Origin of the sequence: Klebsiella sp. 2-CIP_Kleb. (assembly GCF_050378715.1) — a bacterium.
Classification (GTDB): Bacteria; Pseudomonadota; Gammaproteobacteria; order Enterobacterales; family Enterobacteriaceae; genus Klebsiella; species Klebsiella quasipneumoniae.
The window spans coordinates 48,564-74,524 of sequence record NZ_JBNRLG010000007.1 but is presented as its reverse complement, the minus strand read 5'-3'; the positions used below and the strand labels follow the sequence as shown (position 1 = coordinate 74,524).

The following is a 25,961-nucleotide window of genomic DNA, read 5'->3' as shown; positions in this document are numbered from 1 at the left end:
ATACCAACACAAAAGGGAGAATATAAGATGAAAAAAATTGCTGCGATGACCGCGATTATTGCCCTGGTTTCCATGCCGGTACTGGCCGCCGGGCAGGGAGGATTCACCGGACCGTCTACTACCACTACCACCCAGGGCGGCGGCTTCACCGGCCCGAGCGGCGCGGTCACCACTGTCACCAATGTCAAATCGCTGCGGGACGATACCTGGGTGACCCTGCGCGGCAAAATTACCGAGCGCGTTTCCGACGATCTGTATAAGTTCCAGGATGCTACCGGAGTGATCAATGTCGATATCGACCACAAACGCTGGAACGGCGTCACCGTCGGCCCACAGGACACGGTAGAAATTCAGGGGGAAGTCGATAAGGACTGGAACTCGGTGGAAATCGACGTTAAACAGATCCGTAAAATCGCGCCATAAGTCTCCGTCAGATAAGCGCAAGATCGGTCAGGCATCGCTATCCTCGCTCTGTCAGAGTATGTCGCGAGGAGGAGACGATGAACGATATTAAGGCCAGCCCGGCGTATGTCGGGCGCTTCCAGCGCGTCTGTAGGTACATTGCGCACCATCTTGATGAGCCGCTGTCGCTGGAGATGCTGAGCGCGATAGCGCACAGTTCGCCTTACCATTTTCACCGGCAATTTAGCGCTTATACCGGCATTCCCTTGTACCGGTATATTCAGTGGTTGCGTCTGCGACGCGCCTGTTGGCGCCTGGCGTTCAACCCCCGCGATAAAGTCATCGATATTGCCCTTGATGCCGGATTTCAGAATGCGGAGTCGTTCAGTCGTGCCTTCCGTACCGCGTTTGACCAAAGCCCGACCCAGTTCCGTCAGCAACCGGACTGGGCCGAGTGGCATCGGCGCGTACCGAAACATACGCTACAGGAGCAAACGTCGATGGACGTCAACATTATTTCGTTCCCCACCACCCGGATAGCCGTACTGCAACATCGCGGCAGCCCGGACCTTGTCAACGCCACCGCCGCGCGTTTTATCGCCTGGCGTAAAACGAGCGGATTATCGCCCATCGCCACCTGCGATACCTGGGGGATCGCCTGGGACGATCCGCAGACCACCCCGCAGGGGGAATTTCGTTTTGACATCTGCGGTACGGTCGCACGGCCGGTCGGTGACAACGCCTTTGGCGTGATTAACGGCGAAATCCCCGGCGGACGCTGCGCCGTCGTGCGCCATCACGGCTCGCTGGACACGCTGGCGAACAGCGTTTGGTTTCTCTTTCGCGACTGGTTACCCGCTTCAGGCGAGACGTTACGGGATTTTCCGGTGTACTTCCGTTACCTCAATTTTGTCCATGAGGTGGCTGAGCATGAGCTGCAAACCGATATTTATCTGCCGCTGGCCTGATTAAGGTGACGGAATCCTCAACCGATCTCACGGCCTGTGACTCAGGGCGTGAGATCGGGTATTATCGCAGGTAGTTTTGCCGTCCGAACGGTCGGTACCCAGATTGAGGATCCACGATTAATGAGCGATATGGCAGAGCGCCTTGCGCTGCATGAATTTACGGAAAATGCTTACCTGAACTACTCCATGTACGTGATCATGGACAGGGCATTACCGTTTATTGGCGATGGCTTAAAACCGGTCCAGCGTCGCATCGTCTATGCGATGTCCGAACTGGGGCTGAACGCCAGCGCCAAATTCAAAAAGTCCGCCCGCACCGTCGGCGACGTGCTGGGTAAATATCACCCGCACGGCGACAGCGCCTGCTATGAAGCGATGGTGCTGATGGCGCAACCCTTCTCCTATCGCTATCCGCTGGTGGATGGCCAGGGGAACTGGGGGGCGCCGGACGATCCGAAATCCTTCGCCGCCATGCGTTACACCGAATCCCGCCTGTCGAAGTATGCCGAGCTGCTGCTCAGCGAGCTGGGGCAGGGGACGGTCGACTGGGTGCCAAACTTTGACGGCACGCTGCAGGAGCCGAAAATGCTGCCGGCGCGCCTGCCAAACATCCTGCTCAACGGCACCACCGGCATCGCGGTGGGCATGGCGACCGATATTCCGCCGCACAACCTGCGTGAAGTAGCGAAAGCGGCGATTACGCTGATTGAGCAGCCGAAAACGACCCTCGACGAACTGCTGGATATTGTCCAGGGGCCGGATTTCCCGACCGAGGCGGAGATCATCACTTCGCGGGCGGAAATTCGCAAAATCTACCAGAACGGACGCGGCTCTGTGCGCATGCGCGCGGTGTGGAGCAAAGAGGACGGCGCGGTAGTGATCAGCGCGCTGCCGCACCAGGTCTCCGGCGCCAAAGTTCTGGAGCAAATTGCGGCGCAGATGCGCAATAAAAAGCTGCCGATGGTGGATGACCTGCGCGACGAATCGGACCACGAAAATCCGACCCGTCTGGTGATCGTCCCGCGCTCCAACCGGGTGGATATGGAGCAGGTGATGAACCATCTGTTCGCCACCACCGATCTGGAGAAGAGCTACCGCATCAACCTCAATATGATCGGTCTCGACGGCCGCCCGGCGGTAAAAAACCTGCTGGAGATCCTCAGCGAATGGCTGGTGTTCCGTCGTGATACCGTACGTCGCCGTCTGAACCACCGGTTAGAGAAGGTCCTTAAGCGCCTGCATATCCTCGAAGGTTTGCTGGTGGCGTTCCTTAATATCGATGAAGTCATTGAGATCATCCGCACGGAAGATGAGCCGAAGCCAGCTCTGATGTCGCGCTTTGCCATCAGCGAAACCCAGGCGGAAGCGATTCTGGAACTGAAGCTGCGCCATCTCGCCAAACTGGAAGAGATGAAGATCCGCGGCGAGCAGAACGAGCTGGAAAAAGAGCGCGATCAGCTGCAGGCGATTCTGGCCTCTGAACGTAAGATGAACAATCTGCTGAAGAAAGAGCTGCAGGCCGATGCCGATGCTTTCGGCGACGCTCGCCGCTCGCCGCTTCACGAGCGTGAAGAAGCGAAAGCGATGAGCGAGCATGACATGCTGCCGTCTGAGCCGGTGACTATCGTTCTGTCGCAGATGGGCTGGGTGCGCAGCGCCAAAGGGCACGACATTGACGCCCAGGGCTTAAGCTATAAGGCGGGCGACAGCTGGAAAGCCTCGGCGAAGGGCAAGAGCAACCAGCCGGTGGTGTTTATCGATACCACCGGGCGCAGCTATGCCATCGATCCGATTACTCTGCCCTCGGCGCGTGGCCAGGGTGAGCCGCTGACCGGTAAGCTCACGCTGCCGCCGGGCGCGACCGTGGAACATATGCTGATGGAAGGCGACGATCAGAAACTGCTGATGGCTTCCGACGCCGGCTATGGTTTTGTCTGCACCTTTAACGATCTGGTGGCGCGCAACCGCGCCGGTAAAGCGTTGATCACCCTGCCTGACAACGCGCATGTGATGCCGCCGCTGGTCATTGAGGACGAGTCCGATATGCTGCTGGCCATCACCGCCGCCGGGCGGATGCTGATGTTCCCGGTCAGCGATCTGCCGCAGCTGTCGAAAGGCAAGGGCAACAAAATCATCAACATTCCCGCGGCGGAAGCCGCCGCCGGACAGGACGGTCTCGCACATCTGTTTGTCCTGCCGCCGCAGAGTACGCTGACCATTCACGTCGGCAAACGGAAGATCAAACTGCGTCCGGAAGAGCTGCAAAAAGTCACCGGCGAGCGCGGCCGCCGCGGTTCGCTGATGCGCGGGCTGCAGAAAATAGACCGTGTTGAAATTGACTCGCCGCGCCGCGCCGCGGCAGGCGATAGCGAAGAGTAAGCGCTTCTCCTCCCGTCTTTGACGGGAGGAGGCGAAAAAATGCCGCAAAATCGTTGTTTATTCAGGCGTTGCGATTAACAATGTCCATCATCAGGGACCCAGGAAGAACGGTCCCGGCCTGCGCAGAACTCGTGAGCCTGCCTTCTGCCAGCAGCGAATAATTCTAAGCGGTTTGGGTTTTAGAGGTAGCTATGCTATTCATTTTTCGAGTAATTTTCGTGGTCATTTATTGCATCGTGGTGTGCATACTTGGCTGTCTATACTGCTTGTTCAGCCCGCGTAATCCAAAACACGTTGCCACTTTCGGCCATCTGTTTGGCCGCTTATCCCCGGTGTTTGGCCTCAAGGTGGAGCTGCGTAAACCTGCCGACGCGGAAAGCTATGGCAACGCGATCTACATCGCTAACCACCAGAACAACTATGATATGGTGACGGCGTCTAACATCGTGCAGGCCCCGACGGTTACCGTGGGGAAAAAGAGCCTGCTGTGGATCCCGTTCTTTGGCCAGCTGTACTGGCTGACCGGTAATCTGCTGATTGACCGTAATAATCGAACCAAAGCGCACGGCACCATTGCCGAGGTCGTTAACGCCTTTAAAAAGCGTAAAATTTCGTTCTGGATGTTCCCGGAAGGGACCCGCAGCCGCGGCCGCGGTCTGCTGCCGTTTAAAACCGGCGCCTTCCACGCGGCTATTGCCGCCGGAGTGCCGATTATTCCGGTGTGTGTCTCGAATACATCGAATAAAATAAAGCTCAATCGCTGGAACAACGGTCTGGTGATTGTGGAAATGCTGCCGCCGGTGGATACCAGCCAGTTCGGTAAAGACAACGTGCGCGCGCTGGCGACGCATTGCCGCGAGCTGATGGCCGCCAAAATCGCTGAGCTGGACAACGAAGTGGCCGAGCGCGAAGCGGCCGACAAGCAATAAGACAGGAAACGCCGCCACCGCGCGCGTATTGCTGGCGGGAAACGAATTCCCTTTTTCATTTGTCAGTATGTCATGGAGTTAATATGTCACTCAGTCGGCGTCAGTTTATTAAGGCTTCCGGCGTAGCGCTGTGCGCTGGCGCCGCGCCGCTGAAGGCCCATGCCGCCGGCCAGCAGCCTGCGCTGCCGGTTCCGCCGCTGCTGGAATCCCGTCGCGGTCAGCCGCTGTTTCTGACGCTGCAGCGTTCGCACTGGTCGTTTACGCCAGGCACCCGCGCCCCCGTCTGGGGGATCAATGGCCGCTATATGGGGCCGACGATCCGCGTCTGGAGCGGAGACGACGTCAAGCTTATCTACAGCAACCGTCTGACAGAGAACGTCGCGATGACCATCCGCGGCCTGCAGGTGCCGGGCCCGCTGATCGGCGGCGCGGCGCGCATGATGTCGCCGAACGCCGACTGGGCGCCGGTGCTGCCGATCCGCCAGAGTGCGGCGACGCTGTGGTACCAGGCCAATACGCCGAACCGGATGGCGAAGCAGGTCTATAACGGTCTGGCCGGCATGTGGCTGGTGGAGGATGAGGTGAGCAAGAACCTGCCGATCCCTAACCACTATGGCGTCGATGACTTCCCGGTGATAATTCAGGATAAACGGCTGGATAACTTCGGCACGCCGGAATATAGCGAACCGGGCAGCGGCGGCTTCGTCGGCGACACGCTGCTGGTCAATGGCGTGCAGAGCCCCTATGTCGAAGTGTCGCGCGGCTGGGTGCGACTGCGCCTGCTGAACGCCTCCAACTCCCGGCGCTATCAGCTACAGATGAGCGATGGCCGACTGCTGCATGTCATTTCCGGCGACCAGGGGTTCCTGCCGGCGCCGGTTTCGCTCAAGCAGCTGTCGCTGGCGCCGGGGGAACGGCGTGAAATCCTGGTCGATATGACCAACGGCGATGAAGTGTCCATTACCTGCGGCGAAGCGGCGAGCATTGTCGACCGTATCCGCGGCTTTTTTGAACCGTCCAGCATTCTGGTCTCCACGCTGGTGCTGACCTTGCGCCCGACCGGGCTGCTGCCGCTGGTCACCGACAGTCTGCCGGTGCGTCTGCTGCCGACCGAGCTGCTCTCCGGTACGCCGATCCGCAGCCGGGATATCACCCTCGGCGACGATCCAGGGATTAACGGCCAGCTATGGGATCCGCAGCGTATTGATATTACGGCGCAGCAGGGGACCTGGGAGCGCTGGACAGTGCGCGCCGACCGCCCGCAGTCGTTCCATATTGAAGGGGTGATGTTCCAGATCCGTAACGTCAACGGTTCGACCCCTTTCCCGGAAGACCGCGGCTGGAAGGACACCGTGTGGGTCGACGGGCAGGTCGAACTGCTGGTCTACTACGCCCAGCCGTCGTGGCCGCACTTCCCGTTCCAGTATCTGAGCCAGACGCTGGAGCTGGCCGACCGCGGTTCGATTGGCCAGATGCTGGTGAATCCTGCGCCATAATCTCTTCGACCCTGGCCGGCATACGGTCAGGGTTTGAGAAAATCCTCCTTCATTTCCACTATCATTCCGGCTTATAATCCACGCCCTTTTGGTTATTTTTTTATCATTTTCCCCGGAAGCAATATGAGCGCAATATCCCTGATCCAACCGGATCGTGACCTTTTTTCCTGGCCGCAATACTGGGCTGCCTGTTTCGGCCCTGCGCCATTTTTACCGATGTCGCGAGAAGAGATGGATCAACTTGGCTGGGATAGCTGCGACATTATTCTGGTGACCGGCGACGCCTACGTCGACCACCCGAGCTTCGGGATGGCCATCTGCGGCCGTATGCTGGAAGCGCAGGGGTTCCGCGTGGGGATCATCTCCCAGCCGGACTGGAACACCAAAGACGACTTCATGCGTCTGGGCAAACCGAACCTGTTCTTCGGCGTGACCGCCGGCAACATGGACTCGATGATCAACCGCTACACCGCCGACCGTAAGCTGCGTCATGATGACGCTTACACCGCCGGCAACGTAGCGGGCAAGCGTCCGGACCGCGCCACCCTGGTCTACACCCAGCGCTGTAAAGAGGCGTGGAAAGATGTGCCCGTGATCCTCGGCGGCATCGAAGCCAGCCTGCGCCGTACCGCCCACTATGATTACTGGTCCGATACCGTGCGCCGCTCGGTGCTGGTGGACTCCAAGGCCGATATGCTGATGTTCGGCAACGGCGAGCGTCCGCTGGTGGAAGTGGCTCATCGCCTGGCGATGGGCGAAACCATCGATCAGATCCGCGATGTGCGCAATACCGCCATCATGGTGAAAGAGGCCCTCCCGGGCTGGAGCGGCGTTGACTCCACCCGTCTGGATACCCCGGGCAAAATCGACCCCATCCCGCACCCGTATGGTGAAGATCTGCCGTGTGCAGACAACAAACCGGTGGCCCCGAAAAAAGCCGAGGCTAAAGCCGTTGTCGTGCAGCCGCCGCGGCCAAAACCGTGGGAAAAGACCTATGTGCTGCTGCCCTCCTTCGAGAAGGTGAAAGGCGATAAGGTCCTGTACGCTCACGCCTCGCGCATTCTGCACCATGAAACCAACCCCGGCTGCGCCCGGGCGCTGATGCAAAAGCACGGCGAGCGCTACATCTGGATCAACCCGCCGGCAATCCCGCTCTCCACCGAAGAGATGGACAGCGTTTTCGCGCTGCCCTACAAGCGCGTGCCGCATCCTTCCTATGGCGATGCGCGCATCCCGGCGTATGAGATGATCCGCTTCTCTATCAACATCATGCGCGGCTGCTTCGGCGGCTGTTCGTTCTGCTCGATCACCGAGCACGAAGGACGCATTATCCAGAGCCGTTCTGAGGATTCGATCATCAATGAGATCGAAGCCATTCGCGACACGGTGCCGGGCTTTACCGGCGTGATCTCCGATCTCGGCGGACCCACCGCCAACATGTATATGCTGCGCTGCAAATCGCCACGAGCCGAGCAGACCTGTCGCCGTCTCTCCTGCGTCTACCCGGATATCTGCCCGCACATGGATACCAACCATGAGCCGACGATCAACCTTTACCGTCGCGCCCGCGAGCTGAAGGGCATCAAGAAGATCCTTATCGCCTCCGGGGTACGCTATGACATCGCGGTCGAAGATCCGCGCTATATTAAAGAGCTGGCGACCCACCACGTCGGCGGCTATCTGAAGATCGCGCCGGAGCATACCGAAGAGGGCCCGCTGTCGAAGATGATGAAGCCGGGAATGGGCAGCTACGACCGCTTTAAAGAGCTGTTCGACACCTATTCGAAGCAGGCGGGTAAAGAGCAGTATCTGATCCCGTACTTTATCTCCGCCCACCCGGGGACCCGTGATGAAGACATGGTGAACCTGGCGCTGTGGCTGAAGAAGCACCGCTTCCGTCTCGACCAGGTGCAGAACTTCTATCCGTCGCCGCTGGCGAACTCGACCACCATGTATTACACCGGCAAAAACCCGCTGGGCAAGATCGGCTATAAGAGTGAAGAGGTGGTGGTGCCGAAGGGTGATAAACAGCGCCGTCTGCACAAAGCGCTGCTGCGCTACCACGATCCGGCCAACTGGCCGCTGATCCGTCAGGCGCTGGAGGCGATGGGCAAGAAACACCTGATTGGCTCTCGTCGCGACTGCCTGGTGCCGGCGCCGACCCTGGATGAGATGCGCGAAGCGCGTCGCCAGAACCGTCATACCCGCCCGGCGCTGACCAAGCACACGCCGATTGCGCATCAGCGTTCTAACGGTGGCGCAACGGCGAAAAAGCCCGTCAAACGGGGTAAAGTCGCCGGGCGTTAAGCCTGACTTTGCGCCCGGCTGCGTTTCGCTGGCCGGGTGGTTTCTCAAGCCGGGCACGCATCAGCGCAGCCCGGCTTTTTTACCTGTTATCCGCCGAACTGATCCGGGTCAGGACCCAGACGCTTGCCCTGATCCAGCTTCGCAATCTCACCCAGCTCCTCTTTATCCAGGCGGAAATCCCAGACGTTAAAGTTTTCAGCGATGCGCGACGGCGTGACGGATTTCGGGATCACCACCAGACCGCTGTCGAGATGCCAGCGGATGACAATCTGCGCCGGCGTTTTACCATATTTATCAGCCAGCTGATGGATGACTTTCTGATCGAAGACGCCCTTACCGCCCTGGGCCAGCGGGCTCCAGGATTCGGTCTGGATCTTGTGGGTGGCGTTCCAGGCGTGCAGCTGCCGCTGCTGAAGCAGCGGATGCAGCTCTATCTGGTTGATCACCGGCGCGACGCCGGTTTCATCAATCAGCTTCTGCAGATGCGGCACCTGGAAATTACACACGCCGATGCTCTTCGCCAGCCCCTGCTGCTGCAGCTCAATCAGCGCCTGCCAGGCCTCGACGTAATGGCCGATAGCCGGCACCGGCCAGTGGATTAAATAGAGATCCACATAGTCCAGTTTCAGCTTGCTGAGACTCTCTTTCAGCGCCTCGTGCGGCCGTTTTTGATCGTCGTTCCATAGCTTGGTGGTGATGAACAGCTCATCGCGATTGACGCCAGCGCTTTGCAGCGCGTTGCCGACGCCAGCCTCATTTTGGTACGCGGCGGCGGTGTCAAAAGAGCGATAACCGACTTCCAGCGCCTTATGAATGGCGGAGACGACTTCCTCGTTGCCAGCTTTCCACACGCCGAGACCCAGCTGCGGCATCAGGTTGCCGTCGTGTAGTTTTATAACGGTTGGATGTGTCATGCCTTCCTCCTGTTAATGAACTCGGCGAAGCAGGATCCGCCGAGGGGTAGCATTAAGTCTGGACGAAATAGCTAAAAACGGTAGTAAAAACACCCCTCCCCGACGTTTGTTTAACGTAAGGAGAGGTGAATCAGGCGGGGTAACTTAGCGGGCAGCCTCGTAGATACGGCGGCTGACGTCCAGGGTGATATCCTGATGCTCGCCCAGTTTGGTCATGCCGTGCTCTTCCAGTTTCGCCAGCAGCGCCGGGATGGAGCTCCCGTCGAGACCGTAATCGGAAAGGCGGGTCGGCACGCCCATCTGCTCGAAGAACTGGCGCGTCGCGGCGATGGCGGCATCGATACGCTGGTCGTCGGAGCCCTCGGTGATATGCCACACGCGCTCAGCATATTGCAGCAGCTTGTCGCGCTTGGTATCGCGCTTCTCATTCCACAGCGCCGGCAGAACGATAGCCAGCGTCTGGGCGTGATCGAGACCATGCATCGCCGTCAGTTCGTGGCCAAGCATATGCGTTGCCCAGTCCTGCGGCACGCCAGCGCCGATCAGGCCGTTCAGCGCCTGGGTCGCGGCCCACATAATGTTGGCGCGCACGTTATAATTTTCCGGCTCCTGCAGCGCTTTCGGGCCATCCTCGATCAGGGTCAGGAGAATGCCTTCGGCGAAGCGGTCCTGAATTTTGCCGTCAACCGGGTAGGTGACGTACTGTTCGACGGTATGGACGAAAGCGTCAACCACGCCGTTGGCGACCTGGCGCGGCGGCAGGGTATAGGTGTAGACCGGGTCGAGGATCGCGAACTGCGGCTGAACGTGCGAAGACATAAACGCGCGTTTGTCGCCGGTAGTTTTCCGCGAAATCACCGCCCCTTTGTTTGATTCAGAACCGGTCGCCGGCAGAGTGAGAACCGAGCCCATTGGAATGGCGCTGGCGATCTTACTGCCATAGGTTTCCAGAATTTCCCACGGATCAATGTTGGCGTCATAGTGGGCTGCTGCCGCGATAAATTTGGTGCCATCCAGCACCGAACCGCCGCCGACCGCCAGCAGGAAAGTGACCTTCTCTTCGCGGGCGAGCTTCACCGCATTCATCAGGGTTTCGTAAGACGGGTTCGGCTCGATGCCGCCAAATTCAAGGACGTCCAGGCCATTCAGGGCGGTCAGTACCTGATCCAGGACGCCCGTTTTTTTCACGCTGCCGCCGCCGTAGGTGATCAGTACGCGAGCTTCCGCCGGGATCTGTTCACGCAACTTTTCAATCGCGCCTTTGCCAAACAGAATGCGGGTTGGGGTATGCAGGTCAAAATTATTCATTGCTTGGGTCCTCCAAAGAGTAAAACTGCCGACAGGGACGATACCGCTGCCCGATGACGGTTATTGTGGTCCTCGCGCCGTTGCCCCTCAATGCACATTTCTGCCTATGTCTTGCCTATTTCTCCATATGGCTGGAGAATCCGCGGCGACCTGCGCACAATATATAGGTGAAGAAACATCGGGAGAGACGGTGGCAATGCAACACGCAGAGATATGTCGGACACTGACAGAGAAGGTTAACCAGCTGAAAGATAAGCACGAAATGTTAAGTTCGCTGCTACCTGACGTTCGGCTGCTGTACGGGATGCAGCCCGGACCGCGGATGCCGGTGATGTACCAGCCGGGGATCGTTTTTCTCTTTTCTGGCCATAAAATTGGTTATATCAATGAGCGGACGTTTCGCTACGATACAAACGAATATCTACTGCTGACCGTACCGCTGCCCTTCGAGTGCGAAACCTTTGCCACCCCGGAGGTGCCCCTGGCCGGGATGCGCCTGAACGTCGATATCCTGCAGCTGCAGGAGCTGCTGATGGACATTGGCGAGGATCCGCTGTTTCAGCCCGCCGTTGCCTCCAGCGGGATAAACTCCGCAGTGCTTTCGGAGGACATCTTGTGCGCTGCTGAACGGCTGCTCGACGTGATGGAGCGGCCGTTGGACGCGCGGATCCTTGGCAAGCAGATCGTCCGTGAAATCCTCTACTATGTGCTGACGGGACCCTGCGGCGGCGCGCTGCTGGCGCTGGTCAGCCGGCAGACCCACTTCAGCCTGATTAGCCGCGTGCTCAAGCATATCGAGAGTCAGTACACCGAAAACCTCAGCGTCGATCGGCTGGCGGCCGAAGCGAATATGAGCGTGTCGGCGTTTCACCATAATTTTAAAGCGGTGACCAGCACTTCGCCGCTGCAGTATCTGAAAACCTACCGTTTGCACAAGGCGCGCATGCTGATGATCCATGACGGCATGAAGGCCAGTGCGGCGGCGATACAGGTGGGCTATGAAAGTCCTTCCCAGTTCAGCCGCGAGTTTAAGCGCTACTTCGGGATGACGCCCGGGGAAGACGCCGCGCGTATTCGTATGATGCAGGGGATGTAAGACCGGGGGAGGGAGCAGGCCGGGCGGGCGCAGCCCCCCCGGCAGTCAACGTCAGGCGCTGCAGTATTTCTTTTTGATCACCACGAACAGCGTGCCGAGCAGGCCAGCCAGCAGCAGGGCAATTGGCAGGATCATCAGGCAGGTCATCACCTGATCTTCATGACGTTTCACGAACGGGATCATGCTCAGCGCATAGCCGAGGCCCGTGACCACGCCGACCCACAGCAGGGCGCTCAGCCAGTTGAAGAACTGGAAGCGGCGGTTCGGCAGACCGGAAATCCCCGCCATGGTTGGCAGCAGGGTACGGACAAAGGCCAGAAAGCGGCCCGCGAGCAGCGCCAGCAGACCGTGGCGGTCAAACATGCAGGTGGCGCGCTGATGGTACTTATGCGGCAGGTGCGCCAGCCAGCCTTTCACCGTTTGCGTATTGCCCAGCCAGCGCCCCTGTACATAGCTCAGCCAGCAGCCGAGGCTGGCGGCGGCGGTCAGAATGGCGATAGTGGGCACAAAGTCCATGACGCCTTTAGCAATCAGCGCGCCGGCGAGCAGCAGCAGGCTGTCTCCAGGTAAAAAGGAGGCAGGCAGCAGCCCGTTTTCCAGAAACAGGGTCGCGAACATAACCAGATATACAACGCCCACAACATGAGGGTTCGCCAGTGCGGCAAAATCATGTTGCCACAGCGCGGCGACAATCTCTTGAATGACAACCATGGACTTTCCTAAGTGGTACCGTATTGTTGACTAGTGTACTCCTGAAGAGACCCGAGCACCTTGATCCCGGGCGCAACAAAAGCGGCCGCTCCGATAAAAAGCGTCCGCTATTGTTGCCACTGACTGTCACTTTACACGATACGCGCGAAGCCCGCTGCTAAATCCGCCTGCAGATCGTCAACATTTTCGAGACCAATGTGCAAACGGATCAGCGTGCCGCTGAAGTCGACTTCCGCATCCGGTCGGATGTGAGCGATTTGCTCCGGCTGATTGGCCAGTATCAGCGATTCAAAGCCGCCCCACGAGTAGGCCATGCTGAACAGGCTGAAGTTGTCGAGATACTCTGCCAGCTCAGCGTCGTTGAGACGCTTGTTGAGCACAAACGAGAACAGCCCGCTGCTGCCGGTAAAATCGCGTTTCCAGAACTCATGGCCTTTACTGCCGGGCAGGGCGGGGTGGTTGACCCGCGCCACCTGCGGATGCTGCGCCAGCCACTCGGCGATGCGCAGGCTGCTTTCATGATGCTGACGCAGGCGGACGCCCAGCGTGCGCAGGCCGCGGCTGGTCATATAGGCGGTATCGGCGTCCAGCATTTGCCCCATCAGATAGGCATTCTCACGCAGCTGCGGCCAGCAGCGCGCGTTCGCCACCGCGGTGCCGACCATGGCGTCGGAGTGGCCAATCAGGTATTTGGTGCCTGCCTGGATGGAAATATCAATGCCAAAATCCAGCGCTTTGAACAGGATCCCCGCCGCCCAGGTGTTATCGATCATGATAATCGCTTCCGGCGCGACCTGACGCACGGCGGCGACAATCGCTGGCACATCATGCACTTCCATGGTGATGGAGCCGGGCGATTCCAGGAACACCACGCGGGTCTCCGGCCGAATAAGTTGGGCAATATCAGCGCCGATTAAGGGATCGAACCAGCTGGTGGTGACGCCGAGTTTGGCGAGAATTTTGGTACAAAAGTCCTGGCTTGGCTCATAGGCGGTATTGGTCATCAGCACATGGTCGCCCTGCTCGACAAACGCCAGGATAGTGTTGGCTACCGCGGCGGCGCCGCAGGGGAAGAGGGCGCAGCCGGCGCCGCCTTCCAGCTCGCACATCGCTTCCTGCAGCGAGAAGTGGGTCAGGGTGCCGCGACGCCCGTAAAACAGCTCGCCGTTGGCCCGATTGCGAGTGGCGTGCTTTTTGGCCTCTACGGTGTCGAAAACCAGCGATGACGCGCGCTGGATCACGCTGTTCACTGAGCCCTGGGTGTACTTTTTGCTCCGCCCGGCGTTGACCAGCGCGGTATCAAGATGTTTATCAGCCATGTTGATGAACCTGTTTTTATACGTCTGGACGTCTAAACTAGCATGATTCTTCTTTTCTGTACCAGCGCGCTGCCGATACAGGCGAAAATTTTACCAGGCCCGCGGTTAGCCACTTTTTTACTGCGTAAGCGCAAGGAAAAGAAACGTGATTTGCTGCACAGTGTAAATACTAATGAGAACCACTATCAATTCGATGTCGTTTTGATATTATTGAGGGCAGATTTTGTGATTATCGTCGTGGAGATAGAGCGTGGGTAATAATTTGATGCAGGCGGATCTCTCCGTTTGGGGTATGTATCATCATGCTGATATTGTCGTTAAGGTGGTGATGATTGGCCTGATTCTGGCGTCAGTCGTCACCTGGGCCATCTTCTTCGGCAAAGGGGCGGAAATCCTCGCCAGTAAGCGTCGCCTCAAACGCGAACAGCAGCAGCTGGCGGAAGCCCGCTCTCTCGATCAGGCCAGCGATATCGCCAGCGCCTTTGAGGCGAAAAGCCTCACCACCCAGCTTATCAATGAAGCGCAGAACGAACTCGAACTCTCCGCCGGCGCCGAAGACAATGAAGGCATCAAGGAACGAACCGGTTTCCGCCTTGAGCGCCGCGTCGCGGCCGTCGGTCGCCATATGGGGCGCGGCAACGGCTACCTGGCCACCATCGGCGCCATTTCGCCGTTCGTTGGCCTGTTCGGGACCGTCTGGGGCATCATGAACAGCTTTATCGGCATCGCTCAGACCCAGACCACCAACCTTGCGGTGGTGGCGCCGGGCATCGCGGAAGCGCTGCTGGCGACGGCCATCGGCCTGTTCGCCGCCATCCCGGCGGTGGTCATCTATAACATCTTCGCCCGCATGATCGGCAGCTATAAGGCCTCGCTCGGTGACGTCGCCGCTCAGGTACTCCTGCTGCAAAGCCGCGACCTGGACCTCAGCGCCAGCGGCGTGAAGCCGGTGCGCAGCGCGCAGAAATTACGGGTAGGTTGATCGGCTATGGCGATGCGTCTTAATGAAAATCTGGACGATAACGGCGAAATGCATGAGATCAACGTGACGCCGTTTATCGACGTCATGCTGGTTCTGCTGATTATCTTTATGGTGGCCGCGCCGCTGGCGACGGTCGACGTGAAGGTGAATCTGCCGGCCTCCTCCAGCCAGCCGCAACCGCGACCGGAAAAACCTATCTACCTGTCGGTGAAGGCGGATAAGAGCATGTTCCTCGGCAACGACCCGGTGACCGAAGCGAATATGATTAACGCCCTGGATAGCCTGACCGCCGGCAAAAAAGATACCACCGTCTTCTTCCGCGCGGATAAAACCGTCGATTACGAGACGATGATGAAAGTGATGGATACCCTGCATCAGGCGGGATATCTCAAGATCGGGCTGGTGGGCGAAGAGACCGTCAAAGCCAAATAACCCGATGCTTTTCCTGAAAAGGCTGGCCGCGCGCCGGCCTTTTTTATTGTCGTCTGCCAGCGAAGTGTTGGCCTGGCGTTGCCATCACGTTATCTGTCTGGGATATAATGTCGCTTCTTTTTGTTAACTGACAGGATCTTATGGAACGCTTTCTGGAAAATGCTATGTACGCCTCGCGCTGGCTGCTGGCGCCGGTTTATTTTGGCCTCTCGCTCGGTCTGATTGCGCTGACCATCAAATTTTTTCAGGAGATCTTCCACATACTGCCGCATATTTTTAGCGTCAGTGAGTCGGATATGATTCTGACCCTGCTGTCGCTGGTGGATATGACCCTGGTGGGCGGTTTGCTGGTGATGGTGATGTTCTCTGGATATGAAAATTTTGTCTCGCAGCTGGATATTAACGAGGGTAAAGAAAAACTCAGTTGGCTGGGCAAAATGGACGCGACTTCGCTGAAAAATAAGGTTGCCGCCTCCATCGTGGCGATCTCCTCTATTCACCTGCTGCGGGTGTTTATGGATGCGAAAAACGTCCCGGACAATAAGCTGATGTGGTACGTGATTATCCACCTGACCTTCGTGCTGTCGGCCTTTGTGATGGGCTACCTCGATCGTCTGACCAAAGTGAAACACTAATCCCTTCTCTCCCGGCGGTGGCAGCTGCCGGGCTTTTTTCTCCCCGTTTCTGCTTTACTGCGCTGGCGTATGTCCGGGCTTCTGCTTTGCTTAAAAGGCGATAAACAATGGAGGCAGGGTGATGACGCGATTAACGGCCAAAGATTTCCCGCAGCAGCTGCTCGAGTATTATGACTACTATGCCCACGGTAAAATCAGCAAACGCGAGTTTCTCCAGCTGGCGGGGAAATATGCCGTCGGCGGGATGACCGCGCTGGCGCTGTTTAATCTGCTGAAGCCCGACTATGCCCTGGCAGAGCAGGTACCGTTCACCGACCCGGATATCCGCCCGGAGTATATTCATTATCCCTCTCCTGACGGCCACGGCGAAGTGCGGGCTTACCTGGTGACGCCGACGAAAATAGCCGATAAAGCGCCCGCCGTTGTGGTGGTACATGAGAACCGCGGCCTGAATCCCTATATTGAAGACGTCGCCCGGCGGGTAGCGAAAGCGGGGTATATCGCGCTGGCGCCGGATGGCCTGAGCTCCGTCGGCGGCTATCCGGGGAATGATGATGAAGGCCGCGCGCTCCAGCAGAAAGTCGATCCCGTGAAGCTGATGAATGATTTTTTTGCGGCGGTCGCGTTTATGGCGAAGCATCCGCAGGCGACGGGGAAGGTCGGTATCACCGGTTTTTGTTACGGCGGCGGCGTCAGCAACGCGGCGGCGGTCGCCATTCCAGAGCTGGCCTGCGCGGTGCCGTTTTACGGCCGCCAGCCGCCGCTGAAGGAGGTCGATAAAATTAAAGCGCCGCTGCTGTTGCACTATGCCGGCCTCGATAGCGGCATTAATGAAGGCTGGCCTGCCTATGAACAGGCGTTGAAGGAACACCATAAAGTCTACGAGGCCTATCTCTATCAGGGCGTGAATCACGGCTTTCATAATGATTCTACGCCGCGCTACGATCGGGCTGCGGCTGATCTGGCCTGGCAACGCACGCTGGCATGGTTTGATAAGTATTTACGCTAACGCAAACGTCATAAATAGCACTACCGCTCGCTCAAAAAAACGCTATATAATTTATTATATAACGATTGGGAGAGCTTGATGGAAAATCATTTTGGCAAAGGCTTAATGGCGGGGCTACAGGCATCCTATGCTGATACCGCCGCGCATGCGGCGAATTTTTGCGCCGACTATAAACGCGGGTTTGTGCTTGGTTACTCGCACCGCATGTTTGAAAAAACCGGCGACCGCCAGCTCAGCGCGTGGGAGGCGGGGATCCTGACCCGTCGCTATGGCCTTGACAGAGATATGGTGATGGACTTCTTCAAAGAGAGTGGTTCCTCGACCGCGATGCGCTACTTTATGGCGGGCTATCGGCTGGAAAGCTAACAACCGGAGGCGGTTGCCTCCGGTGGGTCAGAGCGTTACGCCTGGCGCTTATCTTCCGTTTGGGTGTCAAAGTCGCGGGCGTCGTGGCGCTCATGCAGCTGCTCATTGAGCGGGCCGTTGGTGCGGTTCACGATGCGTCCCCGCTTGACCGCCGGGCGGTTGCCCACATCCTGCGCCCAGCGCAGCACGTTTTTATAGCTCCCGGCGTCGAGAAACTCCGCTGCGTTATAGACATTGCCCAGCACGACGTTGCCGTACCACGGCCAGACAGCCATATCGGCGATGGTGTACTCCTCGCCGGCTACATAGCGACCGCGGGCGAGCTGTTTGTCCAGCACGTCGAGCTGGCGTTTGGCTTCCATCGTAAAGCGGTCGATCGCGTACTCGATCTTCACTGGCGCATAGTTATAGAAGTGGCCGAAGCCGCCGCCGAGGAACGGCGCCGCGCCCTGCAGCCAGAACAGCCAGTTAAGGGTTTCAGTGCGACCGGCAGGATCTTTCGGCAGGAAGAAACCAAATTTTTCCGCCAGATAGAGAAGAATGTTGCCGGACTCAAATACCCGGGTCGGCGGCGTGGTGGAATGGTCGCTCAGCGCCGGGATCTTCGAGTTCGGGTTGATCTCGACAAAGCCGCTGGAAAACTGATCCCCTTCGCCAATGCGTATCAGCCAGGCGTCGTACTCCGCGCCGCTGACGCCTAACGCCAGCAGCTCCTCCAGCATGATCGTCACCTTCTGGCCGTTGGGCGTGCCGAGTGAGTATAGCTGGAGCGGATGGGTTCCCACCGGCAGGACGCGTTCATGCGTCGCGCCGGAAACGGGACGGTTGATGTTGGCGAACGCGCCGCCGCTGTTTTGCTTCCATTCCCACACTTTTGGTGGCTGGTAGTTTTGCTCTGACATGCTGGTTTGCCTTTTTCGTGGATGTACAAAAAGTGTAGCAGGTGACCTCAGGCCATAATCCGCGCGGCCCACACGCTGACATCATCGCCGCTGCCCAGATCCGGCTGCACCAGGCCATTGACCATAAAGGTCGGCGAGACATGGATGCCGTTCTGGCGGGCATATTTACTGTGCCATTTGATCACGTCCTGCAGCTCCGGGCGGGCAAAGGCGGCCCCCAGCAGCACGTGACTGTAGCGCTCAATGCGTTCAATGATTTGCTGCGGGGTGGCGTTCATGTTCGGCCCGCTGCAGTGATCGGTAAACTCAAACTCTTCCCGATGGTCTGCCACGGCCTGCATCACCTTATGCGCCTGCTCTCTGCCATGCGGCAGGGTGGACGCGGCGAGGATGCAGCGGACAATCACCCCAGAGAACAGATGCCACGGCTGCGATTGCAGCCGTATCTTGATGGTGACGTTATCGGCGCCGACCTCATCGAGCAGATCGTCGAGTTTATTAAACGCGCGGACAGAGTAGGGGCAGGTGGGCTCAAGGAACACCTCAAACGTCCGCGGGCCGTGTCCCCAGACCAGCGGTTGGGCATTCAGATGCGAGGGTGTGCTCATTGTCGACTCCTGATGTTGCGTTGTTTTTTGTTATATCACCGATAACGATATCACTTCTGCTTCCGGCTGCAGGGTTATTTTCCTTAACGGCACGATTAGCGAAACGAATGAGTGGTATCATCGTTACACCTCTGTCTGGTAAGTGCCTGCGGCAGGATAAGAAGAGGGAGTTTTGTTTCGCCAACTGCCCGGGCTGCATTAATTTGAGGTCAGGCTAAATGAGCAAAGGATCGACAAGCAGTGACGCCCCGTTTGGGACATTGTTAGGCTACGCGCCCGGCGGCGTAGCGATTTATTCATCGAATTACAGTAGCTTAAATCCACAGGATTATCCGGATGACGCGACGTTTCGCAGCTACATCGGCAATGAGTATATGGGGCATAAATGGCAGTGCGTGGAGTTTGCGCGCCGCTTTCTGTTCCTGACCTACGGGTTTGTCTTTACCGATGTGGGGATGGCCTATGAAATCTTCTCCCTGCGCTTTCTGCGCGAAGTGGTCAATGACAACATTCTCCCGCTTCAGGCCTTCGCCAACGGCTCCCGTCGTCCGCCGATCGCTGGTTCGCTGCTGATCTGGCAGAAGGGCGGCGAGTTCAAGCACACCGGCCATGTCGCGGTGATCACCCAGCTTGTCGGCAATAAGGTGCGTATCGCCGAGCAGAACGTCATTCACTCGCCGCTGCCGCAGGGCCAGCAGTGGACCCGCGAGCTGACCCTCGAGGTCAACGCCGGCCGGTACACCATCAAAGATACCTTTGCCGATACCGAAATTTTAGGCTGGATGATCCAGACCGCCGATACCGAACACAGCCTGCCGCAGCCGGTACTGCCGGGTGAGGCGATGGCGATCAAGGGCGCGCGGCTGCCGAACAACGGCCAGTTCCGCGGCAAATGGCTGAACGAGAAAGATCCGCTGCAGAAAGCCTACGTGGCGGCCAACGGCCATTTTATCAATCAGGATCCTTATCAGTATTTCACTATCAGCGAAAGCGCCGAACAGGAGCTGATTAAAGCCACCAACGAGCTGCACCTGATGTATCTGCACGCCACCGATAAGGTGATGAAGGATGATAACCTGCTGGCGCTGTTCGATATCCCGAAAATCCTCTGGCCGCGTCTGCGTCTCTCCTGGCAGCGCCGGCGTCATCATATGATCACCGGGCGCATGGATTTTTGCATGGACGAGCGCGGGCTGAAGGTATACGAGTACAATGCCGACTCCGCCTCCTGCCATACCGAAGGCGGGCTGATCCTCGAGCAGTGGTTGAAGCAGGGCTACTATGGCACTGGTCACAATCCGGCGGAAGGTCTGCTCGATGAGCTGGCGGGAGCGTGGAAACACAGCCGGGCGCGGCCTTTCGTGCACATCATGCAGGACAAGGATCTGGAAGAGAATTACCACGCGAAGTTTATCCAGCGTTCGCTGACCCAGGCCGGTTTCGAGAGCAAAATTCTCTTTGGCCTCGATGAACTGCGCTGGGATGCGGCCGGCCAGCTGATCGACGCCGACGGGCGGCTGGTCAACTGCGTCTGGAAAACCTGGGCATGGGAAACCGCCATTGAGCAGGTGCGCGAAGTCAGCGCCGATGAGTACGCGGCGGTGCCGATTCGTACCGGGCATCCGCAGAATGAGGTGCGACTGATTGACGTCCTGCTGCGTCCTGAAGTATTGGTATTCGAACCCCTGTGGACGGTGATCCCGGGCAACAAAGCGATCCTGCCGGTGCTGTGGTCGCTGTTCCCGCATCATCGCTATCTGCTTGATACCGATTTTGTGGTTAACGACGAGCTGGCGAAAACCGGCTATGCCGTGAAGCCCATTTCCGGACGCTGCGGGAACAATATCGACCTGATCGGGCCTCAGGATGAGGTTCTGGATAAGACCAGCGGCCAGTTTGTCGATCGCAAGAATATCTACCAGCAGCTGTGGTGCCTGCCGAAAGTGGATGGCAAGTATATCCAGGTGTGCACCTTTACCGTCGGCGGTAACTACGGCGGTACCTGCCTGCGCGGCGATTCGTCGCTGGTGGTGAAAAAAGAGAGCGACATAGAGCCGCTGATCGTATTGAAAGACAAAGCGTGACGTGCTGACCCCGGATAGCGGCTCCTGCCCTGTCCGGGGAGAGCGCAGAGACACGAACAAGGATAGCCCGGACTGGTAAGCGCCGCCGGGGAACACCTGCAACAAAGCCAAGATAATTAACACAACAACAAGACAGAAAAGGAAAATAGTATGCACGATCGGCGTCTCGCCGCCCGCGCGGGTGAACTCAAGCCCTCCGCCGTCCGCGAACTTCTCAAGCACAGTAAACTGCCGGGCGTGATCTCGCTTGGCGGCGGCATTCCGGCACCGGAACTGTTTGATACCGAAGGCCTGGAGCTGGCGGTGCAGAAGGTGATGAGCGAGCGTTTTCATGACGCATTTCAGTACGGTCTGACGGAAGGCTACCCGCCGCTGCGTCAGGCGGTGAGTGAAATCTGCCACTCCCGTGGCGTGACCTGTTCAGCCGCTCAGGTCTATATCACCTCCGGCTCCCAGCAATCGCTGGATATCGTTGCCCGCACGCTGCTCGATCCAGGCGATACTATCGTCGTTGAGCGACCCACCTATCTGGCGGCGCTGCAGGTGTTTCAGCTGGCGCAGGCCAATATTCTCAGCGTCGATACCGATGATGATGGGATGCTGGTGGAGCAGTTGGCCGACCTGCTGGAGACCACCCGCGTCAAAGCCGTCTACCTGGTGCCGACGTTCGGCAATCCCGGCGGCAAAACGCTGAGCGAGGCGCGTCGTCGCCGGTTGGTTGAGCTGGCGAAAAAATATGATTTCGTCATTCTGGAAGACGATCCCTACGGCGAAATTAGCTTTACAGACGCCGTGCGACGCCCGCTCTATCAGCACGCTGTTGAGCTGGGCTGTGAAGATCAAGTGGTTTACACCTCGACGTTTTCAAAGATCCTCGCGCCGGGGATGCGTATCGGCTGGATCGTCATGCCGGACTGGCTGGCGCAGCAGACGGTGATCGTGAAGCAGGCGGCGGATCTGCATACCAATATGCTGTCGCAGGTGATCACCGCGGAATACCTCAGTCTGAACCGGCTGGATAACCAGATTGCGTTGATTCGCGAAGACTATCGCAAGAAGTGCGTGGCGCTGGCCGATGCGCTGGAAAGCCGCCTTGGCGAGCACCTGGAATTCAGCCGCCCGCAGGGGGGGATGTTCCTGTGGGCGCGTTTCCGCTATCCGTTCGATACCATGGAATGGATGAAGAAAACGCTGGAAAACGGCGTGGTGTACGTTCCGGGAGAAGCGTTTTATCACGATAATCCGGATACCCGTACCCTGCGTCTTTCCTACTCAACGGTGTCGGAAGCCGGGCTGCTGACCGCCGTTGAGCGGCTGGCGGCCTCCCTGTAACGGCCCTGCTGTGCGCCGCTTACCGGCGGCGCATCCTCTTCGCTTCAATAGCGAGAGGGAGTGACGCTAGCGTTCAGCGCTGGAATCACTCCGTATCGACGATGCGATCATCCAGCCAGACCAACATCAGCGCTGCGAGAAAAGCTACCGCAAAGGTACCAATAAACAACCACATAGATGTCCCTCACGGGTTAATTATTTTGCTGATTTTACCGGAGAACGATCGTTTCGGTCGGAGATGGAGATTTTTGTCCCAGCCGAATGGCTGGCGAGAGAGAAAAAGTCATCGGCATCAATATCGAAGTTAAGAATAATTTCCCTGTATTCCCCACCGTTAATTAACGCTTTGGCTTCTTTAACACTACTGGCAATAATGACAGGCATCAGTTTTATCTCATTTTGAAAACTGAGAAGCAAAATAAGAGTTAGTTCGTACCTGATCAACTACTTTTTATCGTATACGACTGCAGAAAAAAACGTCCTCCTGTGGCTCGGTGATAGAGGAGGATTTTGTGACAGCGATCGGCTCGTCAACAGCGGGATCTTATCGGGCGCTGTGACGGGCTGCGGTTTCGCCAGCCCGCCGGGATTATTTACCCTGCTGTTTTGCTCGTAATATCTCGCCACAGCGCTGCTGGTCCTGACGCAGCGCCTGCTGTTCCTGCGGGCTGAGCTGATGCCAGGTGTCCAGCATCCGCTGCCCCAGCGCCGGCAGGTAATGTGCTTTATGCAGCGCGTAGTCAGAATTCCCCCCCTCGACGATGTTTTGCATATCGTGGAGGAACTGGCGGCTGTCGTCATGATCGATCACGCAAAATACCGCCCGGTAGTAAGCTTCGTCTTCCTCGGTGTAATGCGGAGTGAACCACCAGACCAGCAGCACGGTAAGCGCCAGCAGCGGGATAATTAAGGATAATTTTTTCAACATCAGTTTTTCGGCCGGAGACAATCAGCCGTCAGTGTACCTGCAACGACGGCCTGATGTAAGCGCCGGCCCCGGCGGGCCGGCACAGGCTAGTAGCCGACCGGGTAGATGCGGCCGGTTTGCACCCCTTCAATGCTGCGGCGATAGGCCTGTGCTACGGCGGCGGCGGGAACGCTGGCAAAGCCCGGGAAAAAGTCGCCGTAGGCCGCCAGCGACTCGCTGAGCACGGTGGGGCTGATGAGATTGATGCGGATCCCGCGCGGTAGTTCGCAGGCGGCGGCGCGGACAAAGCCTTCCAGACCGGCGTTGACCGTCGTGGCATTGACCCCCTGAGCAATGGGTTCCTGCGCGACAATACCGCTGACCAGAGTAATCGACCCCCCGTCGCCCAGGAAATGCTGGCCGACCAGCGCCAGGCGAATTTGCCCCAGCAGTTTGTCCTGCAGACCGAGGTTGAACTGGCTGTCGGTCATGGTGCTTAACGGCCCAAAGTGTAGATTACCGGTGGTGGAGACGATGGCGTCTACTTCGCCGGTCTGCGCAAACAGCGCCTCGACGCTCTCCTGCGAGGTGATATCCACCTGATAATCCCCCCGGGTGCGGCCGACGCGGATAACGTCATGTCTCTGGCTCAGTTCTTCGCTGACCGCGCGACCAATGGTGCCGCTGGCACCGATAACGATAATTTTCATGGCAGACTCCTGATGAGGTGAGAGGCTATTCTTTAATAAAACGGATATCGGATAAACTGGCTAAAAGTTAGAACATTACTAACCAGAGGTTAGCAATATGGATAAGCTGCGAGGGATGGAGACGTTTATTGCCGTGGTGGAGTGCGGCAGCTTTACCGGGGCGGCGTCGCGCCTGGGGCTGTCGGCGGTGATGGTCGGGAAATATATCGCCCAGCTGGAAACCCAGCTGGCGACGCGCCTGCTGGAGCGTAACACCCGACGCCAGAGCCTCACCGACGCCGGGCGGGTCTATTTTGACGAAGCGAAACGGGTGATGGAGCAGGTCTCCATCGCCGAAAGCGCCGTTGAGCGGCTGCGGCTGGCGCCGGCCGGCACCCTGCGGGTGAGCGCGCCCACCTCGTTCGGCGCCAGCGTGATCGCGCCCCTGACCGCCACCTTTCTGCAGGCCTGGCCAGCGGTCCGGGTGGAACTGGATCTGACTAACCGGATGGTCGATCTGGTGGATGAGGGGTTCGATCTGGCGATCCGCATTGGCGAGATCCATCAGGAGGATCTGGTGGCTCGCTACCTGGCGCCGTATCGGATGGTGATCTGCGCCGCGCCGGCTTATCTGGCGCGTTACGGAATGCCAGGGAGGCCGGAAGATCTCGCCGATCATCTCTGTCTGTCCCATACGGTCTGGACCGCCCGCAACGAGTGGCGGCTGCCGGGCGTAGAGGGAGAAGTGCGCTGGAAGCGCGATGCGGTTTTGCGCTGTAACGATGGCTATGCGCTGCGCCAGGCGGCGATCGCCGGGGCTGGGCTGCTGATGCAGCCGGAGGTGCTGCTGGCCGATGCGCTGGCCAGCGGCAGCCTGGTACGGGTGCTGGAGGCGTGGACCCCACAGCCGAGGCCCGTGCATCTGCTCTGGCGCCAGGATCTCCGGCCCCTGCCGAAGTTGACGCAGTTTATCGCCCACCTTCAGCAGGGAATGCCTGACGCGCTGGCGACGACCTGCGCGTCGGAATAATCACTCCTCCCGAAGCGCCTGCTGCCAGTCGGCAATCAGATCGTGAGGATCTTCGATCCCGACCGACAGGCGGATCAGCTGCGGCGTGATTCCGTTCGCCAGGCGCTTCTCCAGCGGGATCGAGGCATGGGTCATGCTGAAGGGCTGGCTCACCAGGCTCTCGACGCCGCCCAGACTCTCCGCAAGGGTGAACCAGCGCAGCTTGCTGATGATGCGTTCGGCGTAACCGTCATCGCCTTTCACCACTACCGAAATCATGCCGCCGGGCAGGGCCATTTGCCGGCGCGCCAGCTGATGGTGCGGGTGCGAGGCCAGCCAGGGGAACCAGACTCGCTCTACCTCCGGCTGCTGTTCCAGCCATTCGGCGAGCTGCAGCGCGTTCGCGCTGTGGCGCTCCATCCGCAGCGCCAGGGTGCGGATGCCGCGTAGCGTCAGGAAGCTGCTGAACGGGTCGAGTACGCCGCCTACCGCATTCTGCAGGTAGCCAAGCTTCTCCGCGAGCGCGGCGTTATCGCCGACCACCGCCAGGCCGGCGACGACATCGGAATGGCCATTGAGGTACTTAGTCGCGGAGTGGACCACAATATCAAACCCGTGCTCCAGCGGGCGATGGATCGCCGGCGAGGCGAAAGTGTTATCGGCGACGCTGATCAGGTTATGGCGGCGCGCGATAGCGGCGATAGCGCTGAGATCCGCCAGCTTCAGCAGCGGGTTGGTGGGCGTTTCCACCCAGATCATGCGCGTATCGGGGCGGATCGCCGCTTCAATTCCCGCCAGGTCGTCGGGTTTCACCCAGCTCACCTGCAGACCAGCGCTACGGCGGCGTACGTTTTCCAGCAGGCGGTAAGTGCCGCCATACACATCATCGACCGCCACCAGGTGACTGTCCTTATCCAGCAGCTCCAGCACGGTGGCGATGGCGGCCAGCCCGGAGGCGAACGCGTAGCCGCGCGTACCGTTTTCCAGGTCGGCGATCGCCGTCTCCAGCGCATGGCGGGTAGGATTCCCGCTGCGGGAATATTCATAGCCGGTATGCTGCCCCGGCGCCGGCTGAGCGAAAGTGGAGGTGGCATAAATAGGCGGCATCACTGCGCCGTGGCTGTCGGTGAAGGTTCCGCTATGTACGCTCAGGGTGTGGATAGATGACATAAAAAAT

26 protein-coding genes are annotated in these 25,961 nt (G+C 58.5%); 16 read left to right on the top strand and 10 right to left on the bottom strand.

Annotated elements, in window-relative coordinates:
• The first annotated feature begins 27 nt into the window (after positions 1–27).
• The 6 genes from ACQUTP_RS20420 (at position 28) to ACQUTP_RS20395 (ending at position 8,481) form a co-directional block, all read left to right on the top strand.
• Positions 28–423, top strand: a complete 396-nt coding sequence (locus ACQUTP_RS20420) for a YgiW/YdeI family stress tolerance OB fold protein (RefSeq protein ID WP_062914447.1) — start codon at positions 28–30, stop codon at positions 421–423.
• A 77-nt stretch (positions 424–500) separates the two neighbouring features.
• A complete protein-coding gene (locus ACQUTP_RS20415) occupies positions 501–1,370 on the top strand; it encodes an AraC family transcriptional regulator (protein WP_285755874.1) in 870 nt (289 codons plus the stop codon).
• A gap of 120 nt (positions 1,371–1,490) precedes the next feature.
• Positions 1,491–3,749 (top strand): DNA topoisomerase IV subunit A, encoded by a 2,259-nt coding sequence (gene parC, locus ACQUTP_RS20410; protein WP_285755875.1) that lies wholly within the window; start codon positions 1,491–1,493, stop codon positions 3,747–3,749.
• A 191-nt stretch (positions 3,750–3,940) separates the two neighbouring features.
• Positions 3,941–4,678 (top strand): 1-acylglycerol-3-phosphate O-acyltransferase, encoded by a 738-nt coding sequence (gene plsC / locus ACQUTP_RS20405; protein WP_428902436.1) that lies wholly within the window; start codon positions 3,941–3,943, stop codon positions 4,676–4,678.
• Between the two features lie 83 nt (positions 4,679–4,761).
• Positions 4,762–6,174: a cell division protein FtsP gene (ftsP, locus tag ACQUTP_RS20400; protein ID WP_004205222.1), complete on the top strand. Its 1,413-nt coding sequence runs from the start codon at positions 4,762–4,764 to the stop codon at positions 6,172–6,174.
• 33 nt (positions 6,175–6,207) lie between these two features.
• Positions 6,208–8,481: a YgiQ family radical SAM protein gene (locus tag ACQUTP_RS20395; protein ID WP_072140373.1), complete on the top strand. Its 2,274-nt coding sequence runs from the start codon at positions 6,208–6,210 to the stop codon at positions 8,479–8,481.
• 86 nt (positions 8,482–8,567) lie between these two features.
• Here the strand turns inward: ACQUTP_RS20395 and dkgA are convergent, their stop codons facing one another.
• Complete coding sequence (dkgA, locus tag ACQUTP_RS20390; protein ID WP_004205220.1) at positions 8,568–9,395, bottom strand: 2,5-didehydrogluconate reductase DkgA; 828 nt, start codon at positions 9,393–9,395, stop codon at positions 8,568–8,570.
• A gap of 144 nt (positions 9,396–9,539) precedes the next feature.
• Positions 9,540–10,703 carry an alcohol dehydrogenase gene (gene yqhD, locus ACQUTP_RS20385; RefSeq protein ID WP_023319157.1) on the bottom strand — a complete coding sequence of 388 codons (1,164 nt, stop codon included), beginning with the start codon at positions 10,701–10,703 and terminating at the stop codon, positions 9,540–9,542.
• 196 nt (positions 10,704–10,899) lie between these two features.
• On the opposite strand from yqhD, the gene ACQUTP_RS20380 reads away from it, so the two are divergent.
• Positions 10,900–11,799 carry an AraC family transcriptional regulator gene (locus tag ACQUTP_RS20380; protein WP_285755882.1) on the top strand — a complete coding sequence of 300 codons (900 nt, stop codon included), beginning with the start codon at positions 10,900–10,902 and terminating at the stop codon, positions 11,797–11,799.
• A gap of 51 nt (positions 11,800–11,850) precedes the next feature.
• Here ACQUTP_RS20380 and yghB read toward each other — a convergent pair whose 3' ends face one another.
• Both yghB and metC read right to left on the bottom strand, forming a co-directional pair.
• Complete coding sequence (yghB, locus tag ACQUTP_RS20375; protein WP_004205217.1) at positions 11,851–12,510, bottom strand: DedA family general envelope maintenance protein YghB; 660 nt, start codon at positions 12,508–12,510, stop codon at positions 11,851–11,853.
• A gap of 131 nt (positions 12,511–12,641) precedes the next feature.
• A complete protein-coding gene (metC, locus tag ACQUTP_RS20370) occupies positions 12,642–13,829 on the bottom strand; it encodes a cystathionine beta-lyase (protein ID WP_004205213.1) in 1,188 nt (395 codons plus the stop codon).
• 250 nt (positions 13,830–14,079) lie between these two features.
• On the opposite strand from metC, the gene exbB reads away from it, so the two are divergent.
• From exbB to ACQUTP_RS20345, 5 genes are all read left to right on the top strand, one after another.
• The gene (gene exbB, locus ACQUTP_RS20365) at positions 14,080–14,811 is read left to right on the top strand and encodes a tol-pal system-associated acyl-CoA thioesterase (protein WP_004174395.1); all 732 of its coding nucleotides are present in this window, start codon (positions 14,080–14,082) and stop codon (positions 14,809–14,811) included.
• 6 nt (positions 14,812–14,817) lie between these two features.
• Positions 14,818–15,243, top strand: coding sequence for a TonB system transport protein ExbD (gene exbD, locus ACQUTP_RS20360; protein WP_002916785.1), 426 nt, complete (start codon positions 14,818–14,820; stop codon positions 15,241–15,243).
• 140 nt (positions 15,244–15,383) lie between these two features.
• Positions 15,384–15,878: a TIGR00645 family protein gene (locus ACQUTP_RS20355; protein ID WP_004105804.1), complete on the top strand. Its 495-nt coding sequence runs from the start codon at positions 15,384–15,386 to the stop codon at positions 15,876–15,878.
• 121 nt (positions 15,879–15,999) lie between these two features.
• A complete protein-coding gene (gene yghX / locus ACQUTP_RS20350; protein WP_023319154.1) occupies positions 16,000–16,887 on the top strand; it encodes a YghX family hydrolase in 888 nt (295 codons plus the stop codon).
• Between the two features lie 78 nt (positions 16,888–16,965).
• The gene (locus ACQUTP_RS20345; RefSeq protein WP_004205207.1) at positions 16,966–17,253 is read left to right on the top strand and encodes a DUF2623 family protein; all 288 of its coding nucleotides are present in this window, start codon (positions 16,966–16,968) and stop codon (positions 17,251–17,253) included.
• Between the two features lie 35 nt (positions 17,254–17,288).
• Here the strand turns inward: ACQUTP_RS20345 and yghU are convergent, their stop codons facing one another.
• Both yghU and ACQUTP_RS20335 read right to left on the bottom strand, forming a co-directional pair.
• Positions 17,289–18,155: a glutathione-dependent disulfide-bond oxidoreductase gene (gene yghU / locus ACQUTP_RS20340; RefSeq protein ID WP_002916742.1), complete on the bottom strand. Its 867-nt coding sequence runs from the start codon at positions 18,153–18,155 to the stop codon at positions 17,289–17,291.
• A gap of 47 nt (positions 18,156–18,202) precedes the next feature.
• A complete protein-coding gene (locus ACQUTP_RS20335; RefSeq protein ID WP_004150918.1) occupies positions 18,203–18,763 on the bottom strand; it encodes a DsbA family protein in 561 nt (186 codons plus the stop codon).
• A gap of 34 nt (positions 18,764–18,797) precedes the next feature.
• Here ACQUTP_RS20335 and ACQUTP_RS20330 point away from each other — a divergent pair, with 34 nt between their 5' ends.
• The 3 genes from ACQUTP_RS20330 to ACQUTP_RS20320 all read left to right on the top strand — a co-directional run bounded on the left by ACQUTP_RS20330 (position 18,798) and on the right by ACQUTP_RS20320 (position 22,179).
• Complete coding sequence (locus tag ACQUTP_RS20330) at positions 18,798–18,905, top strand: hypothetical protein (protein ID WP_032426103.1); 108 nt, start codon at positions 18,798–18,800, stop codon at positions 18,903–18,905.
• A 76-nt stretch (positions 18,906–18,981) separates the two neighbouring features.
• On the top strand, positions 18,982–20,847 hold the full coding sequence (gene gss, locus ACQUTP_RS20325; RefSeq protein WP_004205206.1) for a bifunctional glutathionylspermidine amidase/synthase: 1,866 nt from the start codon (positions 18,982–18,984) through the stop codon (positions 20,845–20,847).
• Between the two features lie 150 nt (positions 20,848–20,997).
• Positions 20,998–22,179: a PLP-dependent aminotransferase family protein gene (locus tag ACQUTP_RS20320; protein ID WP_004205205.1), complete on the top strand. Its 1,182-nt coding sequence runs from the start codon at positions 20,998–21,000 to the stop codon at positions 22,177–22,179.
• A gap of 195 nt (positions 22,180–22,374) precedes the next feature.
• On the opposite strand, the gene ACQUTP_RS20315 is transcribed toward ACQUTP_RS20320, so the two are convergent.
• From ACQUTP_RS20315 to ACQUTP_RS20305, 3 genes are all read right to left on the bottom strand, one after another.
• Positions 22,375–22,563: a hypothetical protein gene (locus ACQUTP_RS20315; RefSeq protein WP_004205204.1), complete on the bottom strand. Its 189-nt coding sequence runs from the start codon at positions 22,561–22,563 to the stop codon at positions 22,375–22,377.
• Between the two features lie 205 nt (positions 22,564–22,768).
• Entirely contained in the window at positions 22,769–23,107 is a 339-nt protein-coding gene (locus tag ACQUTP_RS20310) for a hypothetical protein (RefSeq protein ID WP_032426102.1), read from the bottom strand.
• Positions 23,108–23,193: 86 nt separating this feature from the next.
• Positions 23,194–23,796, bottom strand: a complete 603-nt coding sequence (locus tag ACQUTP_RS20305; protein ID WP_004205201.1) for a short chain dehydrogenase — start codon at positions 23,794–23,796, stop codon at positions 23,194–23,196.
• Between the two features lie 97 nt (positions 23,797–23,893).
• On the opposite strand from ACQUTP_RS20305, the gene ACQUTP_RS20300 reads away from it, so the two are divergent.
• Positions 23,894–24,805, top strand: a complete 912-nt coding sequence (locus tag ACQUTP_RS20300; RefSeq protein ID WP_080847466.1) for a LysR family transcriptional regulator — start codon at positions 23,894–23,896, stop codon at positions 24,803–24,805.
• Here the strand turns inward: ACQUTP_RS20300 and ACQUTP_RS20295 are convergent, their stop codons facing one another.
• Positions 24,806–25,954: a trans-sulfuration enzyme family protein gene (locus ACQUTP_RS20295; RefSeq protein ID WP_004205199.1), complete on the bottom strand. Its 1,149-nt coding sequence runs from the start codon at positions 25,952–25,954 to the stop codon at positions 24,806–24,808.
• Positions 25,955–25,961: the final 7 nt, after the last annotated feature.

Excerpts from the sequence above, each read along its gene's own strand:
- ACQUTP_RS20420 (WP_062914447.1), top strand. The coding sequence starts at position 28 with ATGAAAAAAATTGCTGCGATGACCGCGATTATTGCCCTGGTTTCCATG.
- ACQUTP_RS20415 (WP_285755874.1), top strand. The coding sequence starts at position 501 with ATGAACGATATTAAGGCCAGCCCGGCGTATGTCGGGCGCTTCCAGCGC.
- parC (WP_285755875.1), top strand. The coding sequence starts at position 1,491 with ATGAGCGATATGGCAGAGCGCCTTGCGCTGCATGAATTTACGGAAAAT.
- plsC (WP_428902436.1), top strand. The coding sequence starts at position 3,941 with ATGCTATTCATTTTTCGAGTAATTTTCGTGGTCATTTATTGCATCGTG.
- ftsP (WP_004205222.1), top strand. The coding sequence starts at position 4,762 with ATGTCACTCAGTCGGCGTCAGTTTATTAAGGCTTCCGGCGTAGCGCTG.
- dkgA (WP_004205220.1), bottom strand. The coding sequence starts at position 9,395 with ATGACACATCCAACCGTTATAAAACTACACGACGGCAACCTGATGCCG.
- yqhD (WP_023319157.1), bottom strand. The coding sequence starts at position 10,703 with ATGAATAATTTTGACCTGCATACCCCAACCCGCATTCTGTTTGGCAAA.
- ACQUTP_RS20380 (WP_285755882.1), top strand. The coding sequence starts at position 10,900 with ATGCAACACGCAGAGATATGTCGGACACTGACAGAGAAGGTTAACCAG.
- yghB (WP_004205217.1), bottom strand. The coding sequence starts at position 12,510 with ATGGTTGTCATTCAAGAGATTGTCGCCGCGCTGTGGCAACATGATTTT.
- metC (WP_004205213.1), bottom strand. The coding sequence starts at position 13,829 with ATGGCTGATAAACATCTTGATACCGCGCTGGTCAACGCCGGGCGGAGC.
- exbD (WP_002916785.1), top strand. The coding sequence starts at position 14,818 with ATGGCGATGCGTCTTAATGAAAATCTGGACGATAACGGCGAAATGCAT.
- ACQUTP_RS20355 (WP_004105804.1), top strand. The coding sequence starts at position 15,384 with ATGGAACGCTTTCTGGAAAATGCTATGTACGCCTCGCGCTGGCTGCTG.
- yghX (WP_023319154.1), top strand. The coding sequence starts at position 16,000 with ATGACGCGATTAACGGCCAAAGATTTCCCGCAGCAGCTGCTCGAGTAT.
- ACQUTP_RS20345 (WP_004205207.1), top strand. The coding sequence starts at position 16,966 with ATGGAAAATCATTTTGGCAAAGGCTTAATGGCGGGGCTACAGGCATCC.
- yghU (WP_002916742.1), bottom strand. The coding sequence starts at position 18,155 with ATGTCAGAGCAAAACTACCAGCCACCAAAAGTGTGGGAATGGAAGCAA.
- ACQUTP_RS20335 (WP_004150918.1), bottom strand. The coding sequence starts at position 18,763 with ATGAGCACACCCTCGCATCTGAATGCCCAACCGCTGGTCTGGGGACAC.
- gss (WP_004205206.1), top strand. The coding sequence starts at position 18,982 with ATGAGCAAAGGATCGACAAGCAGTGACGCCCCGTTTGGGACATTGTTA.
- ACQUTP_RS20320 (WP_004205205.1), top strand. The coding sequence starts at position 20,998 with ATGCACGATCGGCGTCTCGCCGCCCGCGCGGGTGAACTCAAGCCCTCC.
- ACQUTP_RS20315 (WP_004205204.1), bottom strand. The coding sequence starts at position 22,563 with ATGCCTGTCATTATTGCCAGTAGTGTTAAAGAAGCCAAAGCGTTAATT.
- ACQUTP_RS20310 (WP_032426102.1), bottom strand. The coding sequence starts at position 23,107 with ATGTTGAAAAAATTATCCTTAATTATCCCGCTGCTGGCGCTTACCGTG.
- ACQUTP_RS20305 (WP_004205201.1), bottom strand. The coding sequence starts at position 23,796 with ATGAAAATTATCGTTATCGGTGCCAGCGGCACCATTGGTCGCGCGGTC.
- ACQUTP_RS20300 (WP_080847466.1), top strand. The coding sequence starts at position 23,894 with ATGGATAAGCTGCGAGGGATGGAGACGTTTATTGCCGTGGTGGAGTGC.
- ACQUTP_RS20295 (WP_004205199.1), bottom strand. The coding sequence starts at position 25,954 with ATGTCATCTATCCACACCCTGAGCGTACATAGCGGAACCTTCACCGAC.